General features: G+C 56.4%; 16 protein-coding genes and 1 riboswitch. Of the genes, 10 read left to right on the top strand and 6 right to left on the bottom strand.

The annotated features are described in order from the left end of the window. Positions 1-2 precede the first annotated feature (2 nt). Positions 3-1,709: a putative bifunctional diguanylate cyclase/phosphodiesterase gene (locus KO499_RS19410; RefSeq protein ID WP_215985387.1), complete on the bottom strand. Its 1,707-nt coding sequence runs from the start codon at positions 1,707-1,709 to the stop codon at positions 3-5. Positions 1,710-1,876: 167 nt separating this feature from the next. Beyond that, positions 1,877-1,969: riboswitch (glycine riboswitch) on the top strand. 163 nt (positions 1,970-2,132) lie between these two features. Between KO499_RS19410 and KO499_RS19405 the strand changes: the two genes are divergently transcribed. Beyond that, positions 2,133-3,350 carry a D-amino acid dehydrogenase gene (locus KO499_RS19405; RefSeq protein WP_215985386.1) on the top strand — a complete coding sequence of 406 codons (1,218 nt, stop codon included), beginning with the start codon at positions 2,133-2,135 and terminating at the stop codon, positions 3,348-3,350. 25 nt (positions 3,351-3,375) lie between these two features. Further along, positions 3,376-4,068, top strand: a complete 693-nt coding sequence (locus tag KO499_RS19400; protein WP_215985385.1) for a cytochrome b/b6 domain-containing protein — start codon at positions 3,376-3,378, stop codon at positions 4,066-4,068. A gap of 12 nt (positions 4,069-4,080) precedes the next feature. Here the strand turns inward: KO499_RS19400 and KO499_RS19395 are convergent, their stop codons facing one another. The 5 genes from KO499_RS19395 to KO499_RS19375 all read right to left on the bottom strand — a co-directional run bounded on the left by KO499_RS19395 (position 4,081) and on the right by KO499_RS19375 (position 10,320). Further along, a complete protein-coding gene (locus KO499_RS19395) occupies positions 4,081-4,545 on the bottom strand; it encodes a c-type cytochrome (RefSeq protein ID WP_215985384.1) in 465 nt (154 codons plus the stop codon). A gap of 110 nt (positions 4,546-4,655) precedes the next feature. Then, a complete protein-coding gene (locus KO499_RS19390) occupies positions 4,656-6,215 on the bottom strand; it encodes an FGGY-family carbohydrate kinase (RefSeq protein ID WP_215985383.1) in 1,560 nt (519 codons plus the stop codon). Further along, a complete protein-coding gene (locus tag KO499_RS19385) occupies positions 6,205-7,803 on the bottom strand; it encodes a glycerol-3-phosphate dehydrogenase/oxidase (protein WP_215985382.1) in 1,599 nt (532 codons plus the stop codon). The genes KO499_RS19390 and KO499_RS19385 overlap by 11 nt, the downstream gene beginning before the upstream one ends. A gap of 26 nt (positions 7,804-7,829) precedes the next feature. After that, the gene (locus KO499_RS19380) at positions 7,830-9,434 is read right to left on the bottom strand and encodes an FAD-binding oxidoreductase (protein ID WP_215985381.1); all 1,605 of its coding nucleotides are present in this window, start codon (positions 9,432-9,434) and stop codon (positions 7,830-7,832) included. A gap of 238 nt (positions 9,435-9,672) precedes the next feature. Beyond that, on the bottom strand, positions 9,673-10,320 hold the full coding sequence (locus tag KO499_RS19375; RefSeq protein WP_215985380.1) for a type II secretion system protein N: 648 nt from the start codon (positions 10,318-10,320) through the stop codon (positions 9,673-9,675). Between the two features lie 166 nt (positions 10,321-10,486). Between KO499_RS19375 and gspE the strand changes: the two genes are divergently transcribed. From gspE to gspL, 8 genes are all read left to right on the top strand, one after another. Continuing rightward, a complete protein-coding gene (gene gspE, locus KO499_RS19370) occupies positions 10,487-11,995 on the top strand; it encodes a type II secretion system ATPase GspE (protein WP_215985379.1) in 1,509 nt (502 codons plus the stop codon). 3 nt (positions 11,996-11,998) lie between these two features. Next, positions 11,999-13,210 carry a type II secretion system inner membrane protein GspF gene (gene gspF, locus KO499_RS19365; RefSeq protein WP_215985378.1) on the top strand — a complete coding sequence of 404 codons (1,212 nt, stop codon included), beginning with the start codon at positions 11,999-12,001 and terminating at the stop codon, positions 13,208-13,210. 70 nt (positions 13,211-13,280) lie between these two features. Continuing rightward, a complete protein-coding gene (gene gspG / locus KO499_RS19360) occupies positions 13,281-13,733 on the top strand; it encodes a type II secretion system major pseudopilin GspG (protein ID WP_215985377.1) in 453 nt (150 codons plus the stop codon). A 6-nt stretch (positions 13,734-13,739) separates the two neighbouring features. Continuing rightward, complete coding sequence (gene gspH / locus KO499_RS19355; protein ID WP_215985376.1) at positions 13,740-14,270, top strand: type II secretion system minor pseudopilin GspH; 531 nt, start codon at positions 13,740-13,742, stop codon at positions 14,268-14,270. After that, positions 14,267-14,641: a type II secretion system minor pseudopilin GspI gene (gspI, locus tag KO499_RS19350; protein WP_215985375.1), complete on the top strand. Its 375-nt coding sequence runs from the start codon at positions 14,267-14,269 to the stop codon at positions 14,639-14,641. Before gspH ends, gspI begins: the two co-directional genes overlap by 4 nt. Beyond that, a complete protein-coding gene (gene gspJ / locus KO499_RS19345; protein WP_215985374.1) occupies positions 14,641-15,414 on the top strand; it encodes a type II secretion system minor pseudopilin GspJ in 774 nt (257 codons plus the stop codon). Before gspI ends, gspJ begins: the two co-directional genes overlap by 1 nt. A gap of 5 nt (positions 15,415-15,419) precedes the next feature. Next, positions 15,420-16,424, top strand: coding sequence for a type II secretion system minor pseudopilin GspK (gene gspK, locus KO499_RS19340; RefSeq protein ID WP_215985373.1), 1,005 nt, complete (start codon positions 15,420-15,422; stop codon positions 16,422-16,424). A 2-nt stretch (positions 16,425-16,426) separates the two neighbouring features. Continuing rightward, entirely contained in the window at positions 16,427-17,731 is a 1,305-nt protein-coding gene (gene gspL, locus KO499_RS19335) for a type II secretion system protein GspL (protein ID WP_215985372.1), read from the top strand. The last annotated feature ends 1 nt before the right edge of the window (position 17,732 follow it).

Raw genomic sequence — 17,732 nt, 5'->3', positions numbered from 1 at the left:
GCTCAGAAGTTGGTCAGATATTCTTCTGTCTTAGCTGCCGGCATGGGTTTGGCGTAGAGGAATCCCTGAGCGACATCGCACCCCATGTCGGTCACCAGTTTGGCCTGTTCTTCCGTTTCCACGCCTTCAACGAGCACACTTAAGCCCAAACTGTGCCCAACGGTAATCATGGCCTGCATGATGGCCATGTCGGCTCTGTTCTGCATCGCATGTTGAAGAAAACTCCGGTCGATTTTTATTCCGCATACCGGAAGCCTTCGCAGATACACGAGAGATGAATGTCCGGTGCCAAAGTCGTCGATCGAGATGTGCACTCCAGCCTGCTTGAGTATTTGCAGCTGTTTGATCTGGCTTTCATCGCTACCGAAAACCTCGTTTTCAGTCAGTTCCACACCCAGCTGCTCGGGTCTCAGGTTGTAACGTACAAGGGTATCCAGAATGTGGTTTGCCAGGTAAGGATTCGTTAACTGTCGGCCAGAAAGATTGATGTCGATCCGTACGTTTTTGAATTCGGTTTTCTGCCAGGCGCTGAGCTGTTTGCAGGCGGTTTCGATCACCCAGTCGCCAATACGGTTTATGAGGCCGGACTTTTCTGCCACTGGAATAAACGTGGCCGGGGAGACCGCCCGGGGTTGCCCGTGAAAACAGCGCAGAAGTGCTTCGCAGGAGTCGCATCGTTTTTCACCCAGGCCGACCTGAGGCTGGTAAAACAATTCAAGGCCTTCGTTATTGAGTGCGTCACGAAGCAGGCTGGTGATTTCCTGGTAGCTTACCAGCCTGTCGTTGATGTCCGGCGTGTAGAAGCAAACGCTGTTTTTTCCTGCCTCCTTTGCCTCGTACATGGCGGCGTCTGCATTGCCCATAAGGTCCGAGACTGTGGTGCCGTTATGTGGAAACAGGCTGACACCGAAGCTGGCGGTAACCTGATAGCAATCATCGTCCAGTTTAACTTCGTGTTCCAGGGCATTGAGTAATCTGAAGATAAGTTCGTGAATCCCTTCTGGCCCGTCGAAGTCGAATAGAAGAAGAACAAATTCGTCGCCGCCGAAGCGACTCAGAAGATCTCCGCCACGGAGTTCCCGTTTGAGAGTTTCTGCGACGGCCTTCAGGAGCTTGTCGCCGTGATGATGGCCAAGGGTGTCGTTTATTACCTTGAAGTTGTCGAGGTCGATAAACACGACCGCCACTTCCTGTTGCAAGCGGTCAGCTTCGTCCAGTCGGCTTGCCAACTCGGCTTCCATCAAATGCCGGTTCGGTAAACCGGTCAAGTCGTCGAAGCTGGCTCGCTGATACAGTTCATCCCGTGCCCGTTTTTGCTCCTCGAGGCTAATGTCAATGCAGAACATTTCACACTCGCCGGTCTCTTGTTTGAGCATCACGTGGCTTGAATAAACCGGAACCAGATGCCCGTTCTTGTGCTTGAGCTCAAGTTCCTCTGCGGGAATGCTGGCGGTGTTTTGAAGCCATTCGCTGTGCGCCTTGATCACGTCGTCGCGCATGTGGTCTGGAATGATCAGGTCTTCCAGCAGCTGGCCCTGAGCTTCTTCCCGGGAATAACCATACAGGCGGGCGCTTGCCTGATTCCAGTAGATCACCCGACGCTGTCTGTCATAGCCCTGGACAGCCACCATAGGGAGACTCTCTATCAACTCGTAAAACTTGTTTTCACTCTGTTCTGAGGCTGAGAGAATTCCTTTTCTATCATGCATTACGGATGAGGAACCTCCTGTCCGACGTCAAACGCAGCGAATCAAAATGTCTCATAATCATTGAGAATAGCTTGGTATTCTCAGGTTATCTACCTGCGCCTGCTGGTTTCCTGGTTCTGGGTTATTTGCTATGTTTGTTTATGCAGATTGGCAATTATGACCAATCAGACATGTCTGCGGGAGAGACTGAATCGCTTGCGATCAGCGCCGAAGGAGCAACTGCCCCGGAAACTCTCAGGCAAATGGACCGCTGACATGAATACTTTCCGAAGAGCTGTCGACAATCGCGTCAGTCGGCACACCGAAGGAGCAAGCGGCCGGTTTCTCTGAAACGGCTCGTGAATCTCTCAGGTCCCGTGACGGAAGGGGTGCTTTCTGCTATTTGGAGCAGGGAGGAAACCCTGGGCGCTCACGGAGATTGCAATGAAGCGAATCGCAGTAATTGGCGGTGGTATCACCGGTATTACCACAGCTTACACCCTCGCCAAACGTGGGTTTGATGTTACCGTTTACGAAAAACACCGTTATGCGGCAATGGAAACCTCTTTTGCCAACGGCGGACAGCTTTCCGCGTCCAATGCGGAAGTCTGGAATAACTGGCAAACGGTCATGAAAGGCATCAAATGGATGTCGCGCCGTGATGCGCCTTTACTGGTTAACCCCAAGCCCTCCTGGCACAAACTCAGCTGGTTCGCCGAGTTCATGGCCGCGATTCCTCAGTACGAGAAAAACACTACGGAAACCGCCCGTCTCGCCATTGCTGCCCGTGATTATCTGTTTGCCTGGGCGCAGGAAGAAGGCATCGATTTCGATCTCAAGAAGCAGGGTATCCTGCACATATACCGCGATAAGGCCGGATTCGATCACGCGGCTCGAGTGTCACGTCTTTTGTCCGCTGGTGGTCTGGAGCGCCGATCGGTAACGCCGGACGAAATGAAGGCCATCGAGCCGACTCTGGCAGGTGATTATTACGGTGGCTTTTTTACCGAGAGTGATTCCACCGGTGATATTCACAAGTTCACCAACGGCCTGGCGGATGCCATCCAGCGTCTGGGCGTTAAAACCTGCTATGGCCAGACCGTTACCGAACTGGGTGCCGATGAGCGCAATGCCTGGGTTACGGTTGACGATGGCACCGGGCAATCCCGGGATACGTTCGATGGGGTGGTAATCTGTGCCGGTGTCGGAAGCCGCGGGCTTGCGAAGAAGCTGGGTGACCGGGTCAATATTTACCCGGTAAAGGGATACTCCATTACGGTGGAGCTGGACGACGAGGCATCACAAAAGGCGGCACCCACGGTCAGTCTGCTGGACGATGCCACCAAGATCGTTACCAGTCGCCTGGGCGATGGTCGTTTCCGGATTGCCGGTACCGCCGAATTCAGCGGTTACAACCGCGATATCAAGGATGACCGGATCCGCCCGCTGACGCGATGGGTTGAACAGTGTTTTCCTGGAGTCTGTACCCGTAAGGTCGTCCCCTGGGCCGGACTGCGCCCCATGTTACCGAATATGATGCCGAAGGTCGGGCAGGGCAGCCTGCCGACTGTGTTTTACAATACCGGGCATGGCCATCTGGGCTGGACCCTCTCAGCGATTACCGCCGAGATGGTGGCAGAAGAGATGTCCCGGAAGTTCTGAAATTCTGACTGATTAGAGAGACACCATGACAAGTATTCGCCTTTGGGACCTGCCGTTGAGAGTATTTCACTGGCTGCTGGTCGTGGTTGTCGCCGGTTCTCTGATTTCGGTCAAAGTCGGTGGAGACTGGATGGTCTGGCACGAGCGGTTTGGACTTGCTGCCGTCGGGCTGCTCAGTTTCCGGCTGATCTGGGGGGTTCTGGGATCCACTTATGCCAGGTTCTCGGTTTTTTTACCGAGTCCGGCCGCTGTGAAATTGTATATTCAGGGCAAATGGCAGGGCATGGGCCATAACCCGCTGGGTGCGCTGTCGGTTCTGGCGATGATCGGTTTGTTCGGGTTTCAGGCGGTTACCGGGTTATTTTCAAACGATGAGATTTCGTTCAACGGACCGCTTTATCCCCTGGTTTCATCAGATCTGAGCAACATGCTCAGCGGGTGGCACCGGCAATCCGAATATTTCCTTTATGGTTTGATCGCGCTTCATGTCGGGGCGATCCTGTTTTATACCTTTGTGCGAAAAGACAATCTGATCAAGCCGATGGTGACTGGCAACAAACCAATTGAGGATCGTCGTTTCAGCAGTGCAGAAGGGGGTGGAATTGGCGCGTTTATGACGGCATTGTTTGTGAGTATTGTTTTGGTCTGGCTTGCCAGCGGCGAGTTGATTCCCCCGCCACCGGCACCTGAGCCCGCACCTCAGGATCTTGGCTGGTAATCGCCGGCTGGATCAGTCATCCCGGAAATTATCGTGACAGGCCTTGCAGCTTTTACCCAAAGCGGCAAACTGTTTAGCGATGGCTGCCTTGTCGCCACTGGCAGCAACTTCCTGCAGTTTATTTGCTTCGCGTACAAAGTTACCGCCGACTTCCCGTGCCTTTTCCGGTTGCTCAAAAAACTCCGGCTTCAGACGGGTATTGTCTGCCTTGTCCAAGGTTGAGTCTGGGCTAAACAGAGCGCCAAGTCCGGAATTTGCGGTCGCCGCGATGGCGTTTGCTGCCGCCATGATCTGTTTGGCGTTGAATTCCACATCGCCCTCTATTGCCTGCGCCTTGATCTTGCCCATGTTCCATGACATGAACTGGTATGCTGCCTGGCGAGCCTCAATCTGATCTTCAACACTCATCTGTGCCACGCTGGTACCAGCGAATGCCATGCAAAAGATGGCGGTGGTCAGAGTTCCGGTCTTCTTCATTTGTCATCCCTCATCGTCTTTGATTAGTCAACGCAATCCCAAAATAGCATAACCAAATTCAATTTAAACATATCCAAAGGTTGGGGTTGGTCGTCTGAAAATGCGGATGCCTATGACGGATAGCCCGTGATATTCCTGATTTTCTGGTACAGAGGTTGGAGCTGGGGGTACATCTTGAGGTAAACCTCTGAATAGAGCCGCTGATACAGCGCGCGGGATTCTTCGTCTGGATGGAAAACATCGCCGACCCGGGTCATGTTCGCTACGGCAGTATCGAAATCCGGATGCAAACCCAGCCCCACAGCCGCATCAATGGCGGCACCGAGCCCGGAAGTCTCGCTGGTGTGGGGTCTTTCGGCCGGCAAGCCGAATACGTCAGCGGTCAGTTGCATGGCGGCATCACTCTGGGAACCGCCGCCGGCCACCCGTAACTTTCTGATCTTCACACCACTTCGGATTTCGATTTTTTCCTTGCCCTCCCGCAGTGCGTAGGCGAGACCCTCGAGTATGGCACGGTAGATATGGGAGCGGGTGTGAACGTCGCCGAAACCGATGATAGACCCTTTTGCTTCCGGTCCCGGCTGGCGTACGCCCGGTGACCAGTATGGTTGTAGCATTAGCCCCATTGATCCCGGTGGAACCGCCTTGACCAGTTCATCGAACAGGGCTTCCGGCTCAATGCCTCGTTGTTCGGCGATTTTCCGTTCCCGAAGGCCGAATTCCCGTTTGAACCAGCTCACCATCCAGAAACCCCGGTAGATCATCACTTCTGTTGAGTAATGGCCGGGCAGTGCGGAGGGATAGGGTGGCATCCACCGGATCGGCTCCACATAGCGGTCGCTGGTGGTGTTAATGGTGGCGGTGGTGCCGTAGCTCATGCAGCCGATATCCGGTGTCAGCCCGCCGGAACCGAGGATTTCGCAGGCCTTGTCTGAGGCGGCCGCGACCACCGGGAGGCGCTCCACCAGGCCAAGGTGCTGGCGCGCTTCCTCTGTGAGATGCCCCACCGTTTCTCCTGGCGGCACCAGCTCAGGAAGCATGAAAGGCTCGACCGGCATGGTCTGCCATTTGAAATCCCTGGGGCCAGCCCAGCGGTGTTTTTTGTAGTCGAAGGGAAGGTAGCCGACCTGGCTTCCGGTTGAATCCTTGAATTCGCCAGTGAGCCGGTAATTGAGGTACCCGGAAAGCAGCAAAAAGTGACGGGTTCTGGACCAGATGTCGGGTTCATTCTGGGCAATCCAGTTAGCCTGGGTCTTTTCCCGAAACCGGTTAATAGTGGCTTCAAGGCGGGCCAGCTTGAACAGCCATCCCCACGGGCCTTTTACGGGGCCCTCGATTTTTGCGTGACGCTGGTCGAGCCAGATGATCGCCGGTCGCAATGGCTCGCCGTGCTCATCGAGATTGATGACAGTGCCGCGCTGGGTGGTGACTGTGACCCCGGCAACCTGATCCGGCGTTGCTGTTGTGGTGCTCCAGAGCAACTTGCAGGCTTCCCCAAGCTGCTCCCAGAAATAGGCCGGGTACTGCTCGGCCCAGCCGGGCTGTCTGGAGAAATAGGGTTCGATGTCCTGCTTGCCTTTGCCCACCAGATTGCCACGGGTATCGAACAGCAGAGCGCGTATGCTCTGAGTGCCATTGTCGATGGCGAGGATCAAAGGCTCAGCCGGCATCGGAAGCCTCCCCGGATGGCAGCGAATAGGCGTTCTGGTAAATCTTCAGGTAGCGGGCCTGTTCCTGTTTCCACTGCTGGTCATCCCAACCAAGCAGGGGTTGGCAAAGCCGGCGGATCTCCGGCAGAAGAGCCTTGCCGGCTTGTGGCAACACCAGTCCCAATCGTGTCCGGCGCAAAAGCAGGTCATCCAGGTGCTGAACATCTTCTTTCTGGCAGGCCCAGTACAGTTCCGCCCATATCAGGTCCGATCCCTGGCCAGACGTAACAGGGGCGAGCGGGCCCGAAGCGATCAGCTCGTTAAGATCGGGGCCATAGAAGCCCTGCAGTCTCTGCCAGTTCTGATGCCCTACGACTGATGGCCTGGGTACAGTATTTGCCGGCTGAAATACCGGCTCGGTTTCGGCCCGCAGCAGCTTCCGTTTGTTTTCGCCAAGTCCCTGGGTGAGCGCTTCCCGGGCGATTACCCGGAAGGTGGTGAGCTTGCCGCCGGCAATGCTTACCAGGCCCCGGTCTACCCGCAGTTCGTGTTCCCGGTTCTCCCGGGAAGGCGCCTTGCCTGTGCCATCGGTAACCACGGGCCGCACGCCGGCCCAGCTGGAGAGTATGTCGCCTCGGCCCAGGTGAGTGCCTGGAAACAGCGTTGAGGCAATCTCAAGCAGGTAGGAGACTTCCACCTCGGAAATAACGGGTTCCCGATCCAGGTTGCCTTCATGATCCAGGTCGGTGGTACCAAGAACGGTGGTTCCCAGCCAGGGGAAAGCAAACACAGGGCGGCCATCTTCAGGGTGAAACAGGGATACTGAACAGGAAACTGGCAGGCAGGACCAGGGAAGTACGAGATGGCTGCCACGCAGGGGCCGGATGTGCATGGTGGTATCGGAAGGCCCGCCGGATTGCAGCCGGTCGGCCCAGGCGCCGGTGGCATTGATCACCAGGGGCGTGGAAACCTCGATGGGCGTCTCGCTCTCCTCCGGCTGCACCAGCAAACCGGAAACCTGGCCGTCAGTCCGTTTCAGCTCCACCGCCTTTGTGTAGTTCAGGCACAGTGCCTTGTCCCGACGGGCTTCGGCGATCAGGCGCAGAACCAGCCTTGAGTCATCCGTTACCGCATCGGTAAAGCCGCTGGCGCCCGAGAGGTTCTCCCCGGTCAGGCCCGGCACCCAGAGCATGGCCTGGGCCGGGTTCAAGACGCGGCGGTTACGTTTGCGGGCGATAAAATCGTAAACCCGGAGCAGCGCCTGGAATACTCGGGGGCCGGGAAACTGGCCTTTGAAATGAGGCATGATAAAGGGCAGCGGATTGATCAGCCCGGGCGCTTCTGTCATCAGTCGTTCCCGCTCGCGCACCGCGTCACGGGTAAGACCGTAATGGCCACTGCCCAGATACCGCAAACCACCATGAACCATCTTGGAGGAACGACTGGAGGTGCCCCAGGAAAAGTCTTTCTGCTCAACCAGCAGTGTCCGCAGACCGCTGCCCGCGGCCTCTCTGGCTACCCCGGCGCCCGTGATGCCACCACCGACGACGACCACGTCAAATTCGTTGGTCTCTGCACGCAGGGCCTTCAGGATTTCACTCCGGGTCATCGTTCGCCTCCCGTTCTGTCTGGCGCTCATTTCAACAGGGTTTCCGGGTTCAGGATGGCGTCCGGATCAAAGGTGTCGCACAGGGAGCGGATGGCGAGCATACCCAGTTCACCTTTTTCGACCGGCAGGAAGGGGGCGTGATCCTTGCCAACGCCATGCTGATGGCTGATGGTGCCGCGATTGTTGACGATCAGTTCGGAGGTGCTGGTCTTGAGCTTTTGCCAGCGCGCGAGGGTTTCCTCATAGCTTGGGCCCACGCGGAATACATAGGTGGTGTAGATGCTGCAGCCCTGACTGTAGAAATGGGACAGGTGGGTGAACACATGGGTGTGTTCCTGCCGGTCTGCAAGACTTTCCTGAAGATTGGTCTCGATCAGATTCAGAAGGTGATCGACGTTGTCCCAGTCGGTTGCTGTCTCCAGAGTGTCGACGGCATAACCCATCTGCCAAAGCGCCTCTCGCAGGTAGGGCATGGTAAACCGTTTGGCAGCCCATTTGTCCCCTAGACGGGTGCCGGTGTATACCCCGTTATTGCTTTTGCAGATGTTGCGGGCTTCTTTCAGCGCGCTCCGGGTCTGGTTGCGGGTTCCGGTAACACCGAAGGTCATCATGCATTTGCCATCGCCCGCGCCCCGGAGCGAAAGGAAACTCTCGAGCATGCTGATCAGGCGGGGATGGCCGGCCAGGGCAAGCTGGGTTTCAGTCTCAACGGCATTGCTGAGGCGGAGCATGGACAACTGTGTACGGTTTTGCACCAGCTGTCGGCTTGCGGTGCGGGCGCTTTCCCAGTCCGGAAAGAAAACCACATGGAAGCTCTCATGTTTTGGAAGCGGCGTTACGCGAACCTTCACTTCTGTGATCAGTCCGAGGCGGCCCTCGGAGCCCAGAATCATTTCCCGGATATCCGGGCCGGCGCTGGAGGCTGGAATGGTTGGCAGGGTTAGGGTGCCTTGCAGGGTTTCGACGCGACCTCCGGCAAAGAGCTGTTCGATCCGACCATAGCGCAGGGATTGCTGGCCACTGGAGCGTGAAGCAACCCATCCGCCTATGGTGGAAAGCTCGAAAGACTGGGGGAAATGTCCGAGGGTATAGCCGTGGGCGCGGAGCTGGGATTCCACCAGCGGGCCGGGCGTTCCGGCGCCGAATGTGGCAATCTGGCTTTCACGGTCCAGGTCCTGCAGGCGGTTCATTCTGCCCATATCAACGGTCAGCACGGGCTGGCCCTTGTCCACCGGATTGATGTGCCCGGCGACGCTGGTGCCGCCGCCGTAGGGAATCAGATGGATGTTCTGTTCTGCGGCCCAGCGAAGTAGTGTTCGGACTTCATCGTTGTTGGTCGGGTAGGCTACGCCATCCGGAAACATCCCGAATTCACCACTGCGCATGGCCAGCCAGTCGGCCAGGCTCTGGCCCCGGGCGTGCCTGACCCGCTCTTCCGGGCCTGTCTCGATTAATGCGTCAAGGCCTGGCTCGGGACGCAGGCGGCTTTCAGGCACATTAACGCACACGGAGTCCAGGGTAGCGTCCGAAAGAGGATGGCCATCACCGATCCTGGAAGCCAGGAATTCCTGGCCCTGTTCCGGCATTGCCAGGTTGAAACCTTCGTCGCCCCAGCCGTTCCAGCGTCGCATTTTTGTCTCCAGATTCTAAAGTATGAGGCAGAGTTTATCTGTTGTTTGTCGTTTACCGGTGTCACTTGGCGCCAGGGTCGCTATCCTTTGCCGCCAGGGTTTGGCCTTCTGCCACCAACATCGTTCCATCAGGCGAAGTCTAAGCGCCACGACAGCCCAGGCTATACCAGGCTCCATGGCGCAGACAGAAGGCCGGAAACTTGGTGAATCTGGGGTCTTGGCGTTTCCGGCGTGGGCTTCAGTTGTTGTTTCGCAGTCGTTCTCTGAGTTGTTCAAGACGCCGGCGTATTTCTTCCCGACGCTGTTCGTCGCTGGTGGAGGCGGGCGCCTTTGAAGGAGAGGCAGGGGTAATCTGCTGAGGGGGAGGCGTAGGCTCTGTCTGCTGGTTGGCTGTGAAGGATATGCCGCTGCGGTCCTTCAGTTCGGGGAAGTACAGGTTTTCAAGTTTACCGGAGCGCTCAATGATCACCCGGTGCGGGTGCACCGAGCGCAGGGTTGCGTTGCCAGGCAGTTCATCGCCAACCAGATAGGCTTCGGTTTTACTCTTGTCGTCTTCGATAAGCGCGCTGCCTGGAAACTCACCATCGGCGGCCAGAACACCGCGAAGAAACAACCGGAGATTGGTTTCGGGCAGATTTTCAGTATCAGGTTCTGTCGGGGGTGCCTCTTTGGAGGCCGCCCCGAACAAATCCAGTGAAGCCAGCGTCACTTTCGGTGTTTGTCGACCTGTCGTAGGATCCGAAATCAGGGGAGGCATGCTGTCAAACTCCGGGTTTCGGCTTTCCACTTCCCAAAAACGGTAACCCTGGTAGGCGGTCAGAGTGACCATCGCAGCCCCTGCGACGAGCGCCAGAATCAGGGGAAGCCGTTCATTGTTTAGGAGCATCGATCATCCTGAATGCATGTTTGTGAGCCGGGAAAAGGCTCACAGGTTATCAGACTGCAACGTTTTATTGGCAGTATAGTGTACAGAGTTATTCAGCGGGTCCATATCCTGTGGTAGCCTTTCTGAATTAGTTGAATCGAAAAGGGTTTCACGAACGAGGACGACCTTGACCACAGACACTGAACTTCAGCCTCAGGATGCTCCGCTGGGCCGTCTTCCTTTTACTTTTGCCAAGCGCAACGGAGTGATTCTTACCCGATCTGATGCCGGCGAGCCGGTTATTCTGGTGCGCCCCGGTGCATCGCATTCCGCACTGGCGGAAGCGAACCGGATCAGTGGTGGCCGGGCCCGTTTTTCGTCCATTGATCCGGACCAGTTTGATCAGGCACTGAATGTCGCCTACCAGAACGATTCTGCAGAAGCCATGCAGATGGTGGAGGGCATCGGTGATGACATGGATCTGGCCTCACTCGCCGACTCGGTGCCGGAAACTGAGGATTTGCTGGAGCAGGAAGACGATGCTCCGATTATCCGGCTGATCAACGCCATCCTGACCGAAGCGGTTAAAACCAGCGCCTCGGATGTTCACATTGAAACCTACGAAAAACGACTGGTCGTTCGTTTTCGGGTGGACGGCGTACTGAGAGAAGTGGTGGAACCCAAGCGGGCGCTCGCACCATTGCTGGTGTCCCGGATCAAGGTTATGGCGAAGCTGGATATTGCTGAGAAGCGCGTGCCGCAGGATGGTCGGATTGCGCTTCGGGTGGCAGGTCGCGAAGTGGATATCCGGGTTTCCACCATGCCATCTTCCAGCGGCGAGCGTGTGGTTTTGCGTTTGTTGGACAAACAGGCCGGCGCTATCCGGCTGGAATCTCTGGGCATGGCAGGGCACGACCTGAAAGTGCTGCGCAAGCTGATCCACCGTCCCTACGGCATTTTGCTGGTAACCGGCCCGACAGGCTCGGGTAAATCCACGACACTCTATGCTTCGCTTCAGGAAATCAACGATCGCAGCCGCAATATCCTGACCGTTGAAGATCCCATCGAATACAACCTGCCGGGCATTGGCCAGACCCAGGTAAATACCAAAGTTGACATGACCTTTGCCCGAGGCCTTCGCGCCATTCTGCGTCAGGATCCGGATGTGGTGATGATTGGTGAGATCCGCGACCTTGAAACGGCAGAAATCGCAGTGCAGGCGAGTCTGACAGGCCATCTGGTGCTGTCTACGCTGCACACGAATACAGCCGTTGGCGCCATCACCCGGCTGATGGATATGGGCATTGAGCCCTTCCTGATTTCGTCAAGTCTGGTTGGTATTGTTGCCCAGCGATTGGTTCGTGTTCTGTGTGAGGAATGCCGGGAGCCATACACTCCCAGCGAGGAACATTGCGAATTTCTGCAGCAGGATCCCGCCAATCCGCCCACGATATACCGGGCAACAGGCTGCAGTCATTGCAACCAGCTTGGTTACCGTGGGCGTATCGGCATCTATGAGGTAGTGGAAATTTCGGAAGAGATCAGCGCGCTGATTCACAAACGTGCCGGAGAGCTGGATCTGGAGAAGGTTGCCCGTCAGCATGGCCCAAGTATCCACGCGGACGGTGTGCAGAAGATACTGGACGGTGTGACTACGGTAGAAGAAGTGCTTCGTGTTACACACCGGGGTCAGTAAGACATGCCAGCGTATGAATATAAGGCGCTCGATGCGCGCGGAAAGCAGAAGCACGGGGTGGTTGAGGCGGATGCTCCGAGAGCGGTACGCCAACAACTTCGTGAGCGAGGCCTTACCCCGCTGACAGTTGAACCCGCGGCAGAGAAGCAGGCGCGGAGCAATCCACTGAGCAGAGGGGGTGCTCTGGCTGCTGCCGATCTGGCACTGGTAACCCGCCAGTTGGCAACGCTGATACAGTCTGGCATTCCCATTGAGCAGGCGCTTTCGGCGGCTGCGCAGCAGTCCCAGAAACCCCGATTACGCAGCATGCTGATTGCGATTCGCTCCAAGGTCATGGAGGGGTATACGCTGGCCGATAGTCTTGGCGAGTTTCCGCGAGCCTTTCCAAGGCTTTACCGGTCGACTGTCGCGGCAGGAGAGCACGCCGGCCATCTGGACCTCGTGCTAAACCGTCTGGCTGATTACACCGAGAGTCGTCAGGAGGCGCGTCAGAAAATCCAGTTGGCGGCGATCTATCCTATTATTCTGAGTATCGTTGCCATTGCCATCGTGGTGTTTCTGCTCACCTATGTGGTGCCGGACATCATCGAAGTGTTCCTCAAACAGGGGCAGGAATTGCCCACGCTGACCATGGCGATGCTTGCGGCGTCGGAATTTCTGGCAAATTACGGTGTCTATCTGTTTATATTGCTGGTTGGTGCACTAATGGTTTTCCGGTTTTTCCTGGCCAAACCTGCTTTCCGACTTCAATTTCACAAGCGCCTGTTACATCTGCCGTTATTTTCCGGAATGGTACGGGGGGTAAACACCGCCCGCTATGCCAGCACACTGAGTATTCTGACCACCAGCGGTGTCCCGTTGGTCGAGGCGATGCGCATCGCCGGTGAGGTGCTTTCTAACGATTTCCTCAGGCAGGAATTGCGGGACGCGGCCAGGAAAGTCAGCGAGGGTGGCTCGTTGCACCGCGCGCTTGATCAGACCGGGTATTTCCCGCCAATGATGTTGCACATGATTGCCAGTGGGGAGGCCAGTGGTGAGCTCGACAGTATGCTGGAAAGGACCGCTCGCATGCAGGAGAACACACTGCAATCCAGGATTGCCGCGATTGTCGGGCTGTTCGAGCCTATGATGCTGCTGGTGATGGGCGGTGTAGTGCTGATCATAGTGCTGGCCATTATGCTGCCGATATTGAATATGAGTAATCTGGTGGGATAAAACCCGCCTCCGATATGGTCAGAAGACCAATCCGAACCAAAAGCAATCCATGCCAATGACGAGTGAGACAATGACCTTCAAGAACCTCAATACACGCAACTACAGCCGCGGTTTTACCCTGATTGAAATTATGGTGGTGATGGTGATCCTGGGTTTGCTGGTGGCCATTGTGGCGCCAAACATCATGGGGCGGAGTGATCAGGCAAAGGTTACCGTGGCAGAAACCCAGTTGAGCAACATAGCCAATGCGCTGGACCTTTACCGTCTGGATAACAGTCATTACCCGTCAACCCAGCAGGGCCTTGAGGCTCTGGTCTCCAAGCCCAGCGGGAACCCTGAGCCGAAGAACTGGAACAAGGATGGTTACCTCAAGAGCGTGCCGCAAGACCCCTGGGGTTCCGAGTACCAGTATATAAGCCCGGGCACTGAAGGTGCTTATGATCTGTATTCCTATGGCTCTGATGGCCAGGAGGGTGGCGACGACGATGCTGCCGACATCAGCGTCTGGGATACCGAGGGTTAAACCACTGTGCAGGTCAGATCCCGACAGGCCGGTTTCACCCTCATTGAGATACTGGTGGTCCTGGTGGTTGTGGGTCTGCTGGCTTCCCTTGCCGTGTTCACGATGGGAGGGAACTCCCAGCAACGTGAACTGGAGAGCGAAGTCAGGGAGCTGTTTCTGCTGATGCAGACAGCCTCAGAGCAGGCGGTACTCAATAATATGGAGCTGGGCCTGAAGCTGGAAGAAGACAGCTACCAGTTTGTGGCATATCAGGATCAGACCGCGGACTGGAAAGCGTCAGGTGAGCGCCTGTTCCGGTCCCGAAGCCTTCCCGAATGGTTGACCGTTACCGAGTTTATCGAAAGCGATGCGCCCAGGTTGTCCTCATCTGAGGACGCACTGCTCCCGGACGTGGTGTTCTTTTCCAGTGGAGAGACAACGCCGTTCGAACTTGAGTTCACCCTCGGCAACGGATCAGACACCATGCACGTGTTGTCCTCGGATGGTGTGTCGCCCATGGAGTGGCGCAAACCGGGTGACGAGGGGCATGGCGAGTGAGAAAGCAGAAAGGGTTTACCCTGATCGAAGTGCTCATTGCGCTCCTCGTTTTTGGCCTGATTGCGACGGCCGCCGCTGAAGTTGGCAGCCAGTATATTTCCAGTTATGAACGGGTGAGAGACAAGACTCTCGCCAGTTGGCTGGCGGATAATCGGATCAATGAGATCCGTCTGCAGGAAAACCTTCCGGGAATCTCCGAGACCTCCAGTGACACCGATTTTGGACCTTACCGCTGGCGGGTGACCACAGAGGTACTGGCAACCTCTGAAGCCAAGATGCGGCGCGTGGAGGTTACCGTAGCCCGTTACCGGGAGAACAGTGTGGAACCGGCTCAGGTTCATACGTTATCGGCATTTGTGGGGGCAGAATAATGGCGCTCTCCCGAAAGCACAGTCAGAATCAGCAGCGTGGTTTCACGCTGCTGGAAGTGTTGATCGCTGTCACTATCACTGCCGTTATCGGGCTGGGCGTATGGCAGGTTATCAGCGGTGTTGTGACATCCCGTGATCGGGTAAACGAGCTGTCTGAGCAGTTCGACGGCCTGCAACGGGCCATGTTGCTGATGGAGCGGGATCTGATGCAGGTGGTCAACAGGCCGGCAAGGGATATCTATGGGGATTTCCAGCCGGCATTGTCCAGTCGTGAGGAGGATTTCTCCCTGTTGCTGACCCGTCAGGGCTGGCGGAACCCCCTTGGCATTCGCCGCAGCGGCTTGCAGCGTGTTGGCTGGGAATACACCGGCAGTGAACTGAGGCGTCGGTATTGGCCTATGGTAGACCAGGGCCAGGAAGACGACAGCCGCGACGTCCTGCTTCTGGAGGATGTCAAAAGTCTGGAGGTGCGGTTTCTGGATTCCAACCGAAGCTGGCAGTCCGAATGGCCCACCGATGAAGTGATGGCAGGATTAACATCCGGCAGCCGCCCGGATATCCCATTGCCATTGGGGATAGAAGTCACGTTCGAGCACGAGCGTTTCGGAACGCTGGTCCGGACGTTTGCTTTGCCTGACTTTGATCCGGCGATTGCCCAGGGTGTTCTGAATCAGGTGAACGAGGCCGCCAGTGAAGCCGATGAGGAAGATTCTGAAGAGGCCTCTGAGGAACAAAGCGACGCTGATTCCGGCGTGACGGAGCAGGGAGGCTAAGGCGTATGTGGCAGGTCCCCATGTTACCGGGCAAACAGCGCGGAGTGGCTTTGATCATGGTGTTACTGGCCATGGCTCTGGTGGTGATGCTCGCCTCAGGTATGACCCAGCAGCAGAGCCTCAGGGTGTTCAAGGCGGGTCATTATCTGGCCCAGCAGCAGGGACAGAGTATTGCACTCGGAGCGGAGGCTTTTGCCCGTCAGATTCTTCGAAGAGACTTTGACGAGGACAAGGACGAGAATCTGATGGTCGACAGTCTTGATGAATTCTGGGCTGCTAACGCGGCCATTCTGCCGCTTGATGATAACGGTGTGGCCGAGGTGCAGATAGACGACCTTGGAGGTCGGTTGAACCTCAACGATCTGGTCGGCTCTGGTGGCCAGCCGGATCCCGTGGTCAGGGGGCGTTTTGTACAGTTGTTTGCTGCGCTCGGGATTACGGCCGTTTCTGTGGACTCGCTGGTAGACTGGATTGACCCTGATGATCAGACCCTTACTGCCTATGGTGCCGAGGATGGCCAGTACTTGATGGCCGACCAGGGTTACCGGGCTGCTAATCAGCCGTTTACTTCGGTGACCGAACTGCGCTTGATTGAGGGCATGACCGAAGAGATCTATCAAGCTCTCCGTCCCCATTTGGCGGCCCTTCCGGTAAACGGGGCGGGGATCAATGTGAACACGGCCACAGCCATGGTGATCCGTTCCCTCCATGAAGAGCTGACGGACGCCCAGGCTGCGTCTATCCTTGAAAAGCGGGAAGAAGAACGGTTTGAGAACCTTCAGGATTTTCTGGCGTTGCCGGAGTTCGCCGGTCTCGGGCTCAAGTCGGTTGGTTTGGGGCTTCAGACACGGTTTTTTGAAGTTGCCTCACGGATTACCTACGATAACCGAGTTGTGAATATGGTTAGTACCGTGTTCCGGACTCCGGAAGGCGAAGTCCAGACGGTTAACAGGGATGTCGGGCAGAAGAACCGGATCACCAAAGACCCCTTTACGATTTCAGAAGGATAATCATGTCTTATCGCCTTTACGTCCGCCCGCTACCGCCGTTTGCGGACGCTGACCAGAACCCCGGTGCCCAGCTGTTCAACTGGGTTCTGCACGACGCCAGTGGCGAAGTCCAGGCCCGAGGGACTGGCGACGACCGCAATACCATTGAGCAGACCCTGGGCAAAAACGCTCTGGATAACGTTCTGTTGATCGGTCTTATTCCCGGTGAAGAAGCGATTTATTGCCTGGCTGAGATTCCCGCAAAGCAAAGTCGGTTTATCAATCAGGCCTTACCCTATGCCGTTGAGGAACAGATCGCCCAGGATATTGATTCTGTTCATCTGGCTCTTGGATCCCACACAGATCATGGGTACAGGGTGGCCGCAATAGACCGGGAGCGAATGGGCCAGTGGGCAGCGCTGTTCAGGGGCTGGGAGTATGTGCGTCTTGATGCCATTTACCCGGATGCCTCTCTATTGCCGTGCAAAGAGGGAGGATGGTCGGTTTGTCTGGATGGCGAGACGGCCATGCTGGTAAGCGGGAGGGGAGAGTGGCTGAGTATGCAGTCTGCAAACCTCGGTATGTTCGCCCATACCCTCGCGGCACCCTCAGCGGAAGAAGTCGTGGCGGAAATGCCGGTCACGCTTTACGGTACTGACAAGGAATTTGATATCCAGCAATCGGCCATCGCCGAACTGACTGCCTCTGGCCGACTTGCCGTTCACAAAGAGGTGCTGGAACTGATGCCGCTGGAATTGCTTGCCTACACCCACCACCATCACTTGTGTGAGCCGGTGAATCTGTGTCAAGGCATGTTCTCCTTGAAATCCGGGAAAGGCAGCCCGTTCACGCCATGGAAGCCGCTTCTTGCGGTGGCAGCCGTCTGGTTCGTCGTTCAGGTGGCGCTGAACGCCGGAATGGGGTTTTATTACCAGAATCAGGCAGAAAAACTACGAAGTGAGACCATGGCAATCTATCAGGATTCGTTCCCTAATGACCGGCGAACCCATGCGGGCAATGTCCGGCGTATCATCGAAGGGCAACTACGGGTAGCCGGCTCCGGCGGACCGGAGGTCGACTTTATAACTCTGATGAAATACACCGGTCAGCAGTACTCCCGGCTGCCGGGTAGCCAGGGAGTAAATTTCAATTCGGTAAATTACAGCCGCTCAAGGGGTGAGCTGATTGTGGATGTGAGAGCGGATAGCTACGATCGCCTGAGTGCCTTGAGAAACGGATTGGCAAGCCAGGGTCTGGAAGCGCAGATTGGCTCTGTTGTGAATGAAGCCAGCGGTGCCCGTGGCCGCCTCACAGTCTCGGGAGGTTAAG

Origin of the sequence: Marinobacter sp. F3R08 (genome assembly GCF_018860425.1) — a bacterium.
Lineage (GTDB): Bacteria > Pseudomonadota > Gammaproteobacteria > Pseudomonadales > Oleiphilaceae > Marinobacter.
This window is presented reverse-complemented; position numbering and strand designations above follow the sequence as displayed.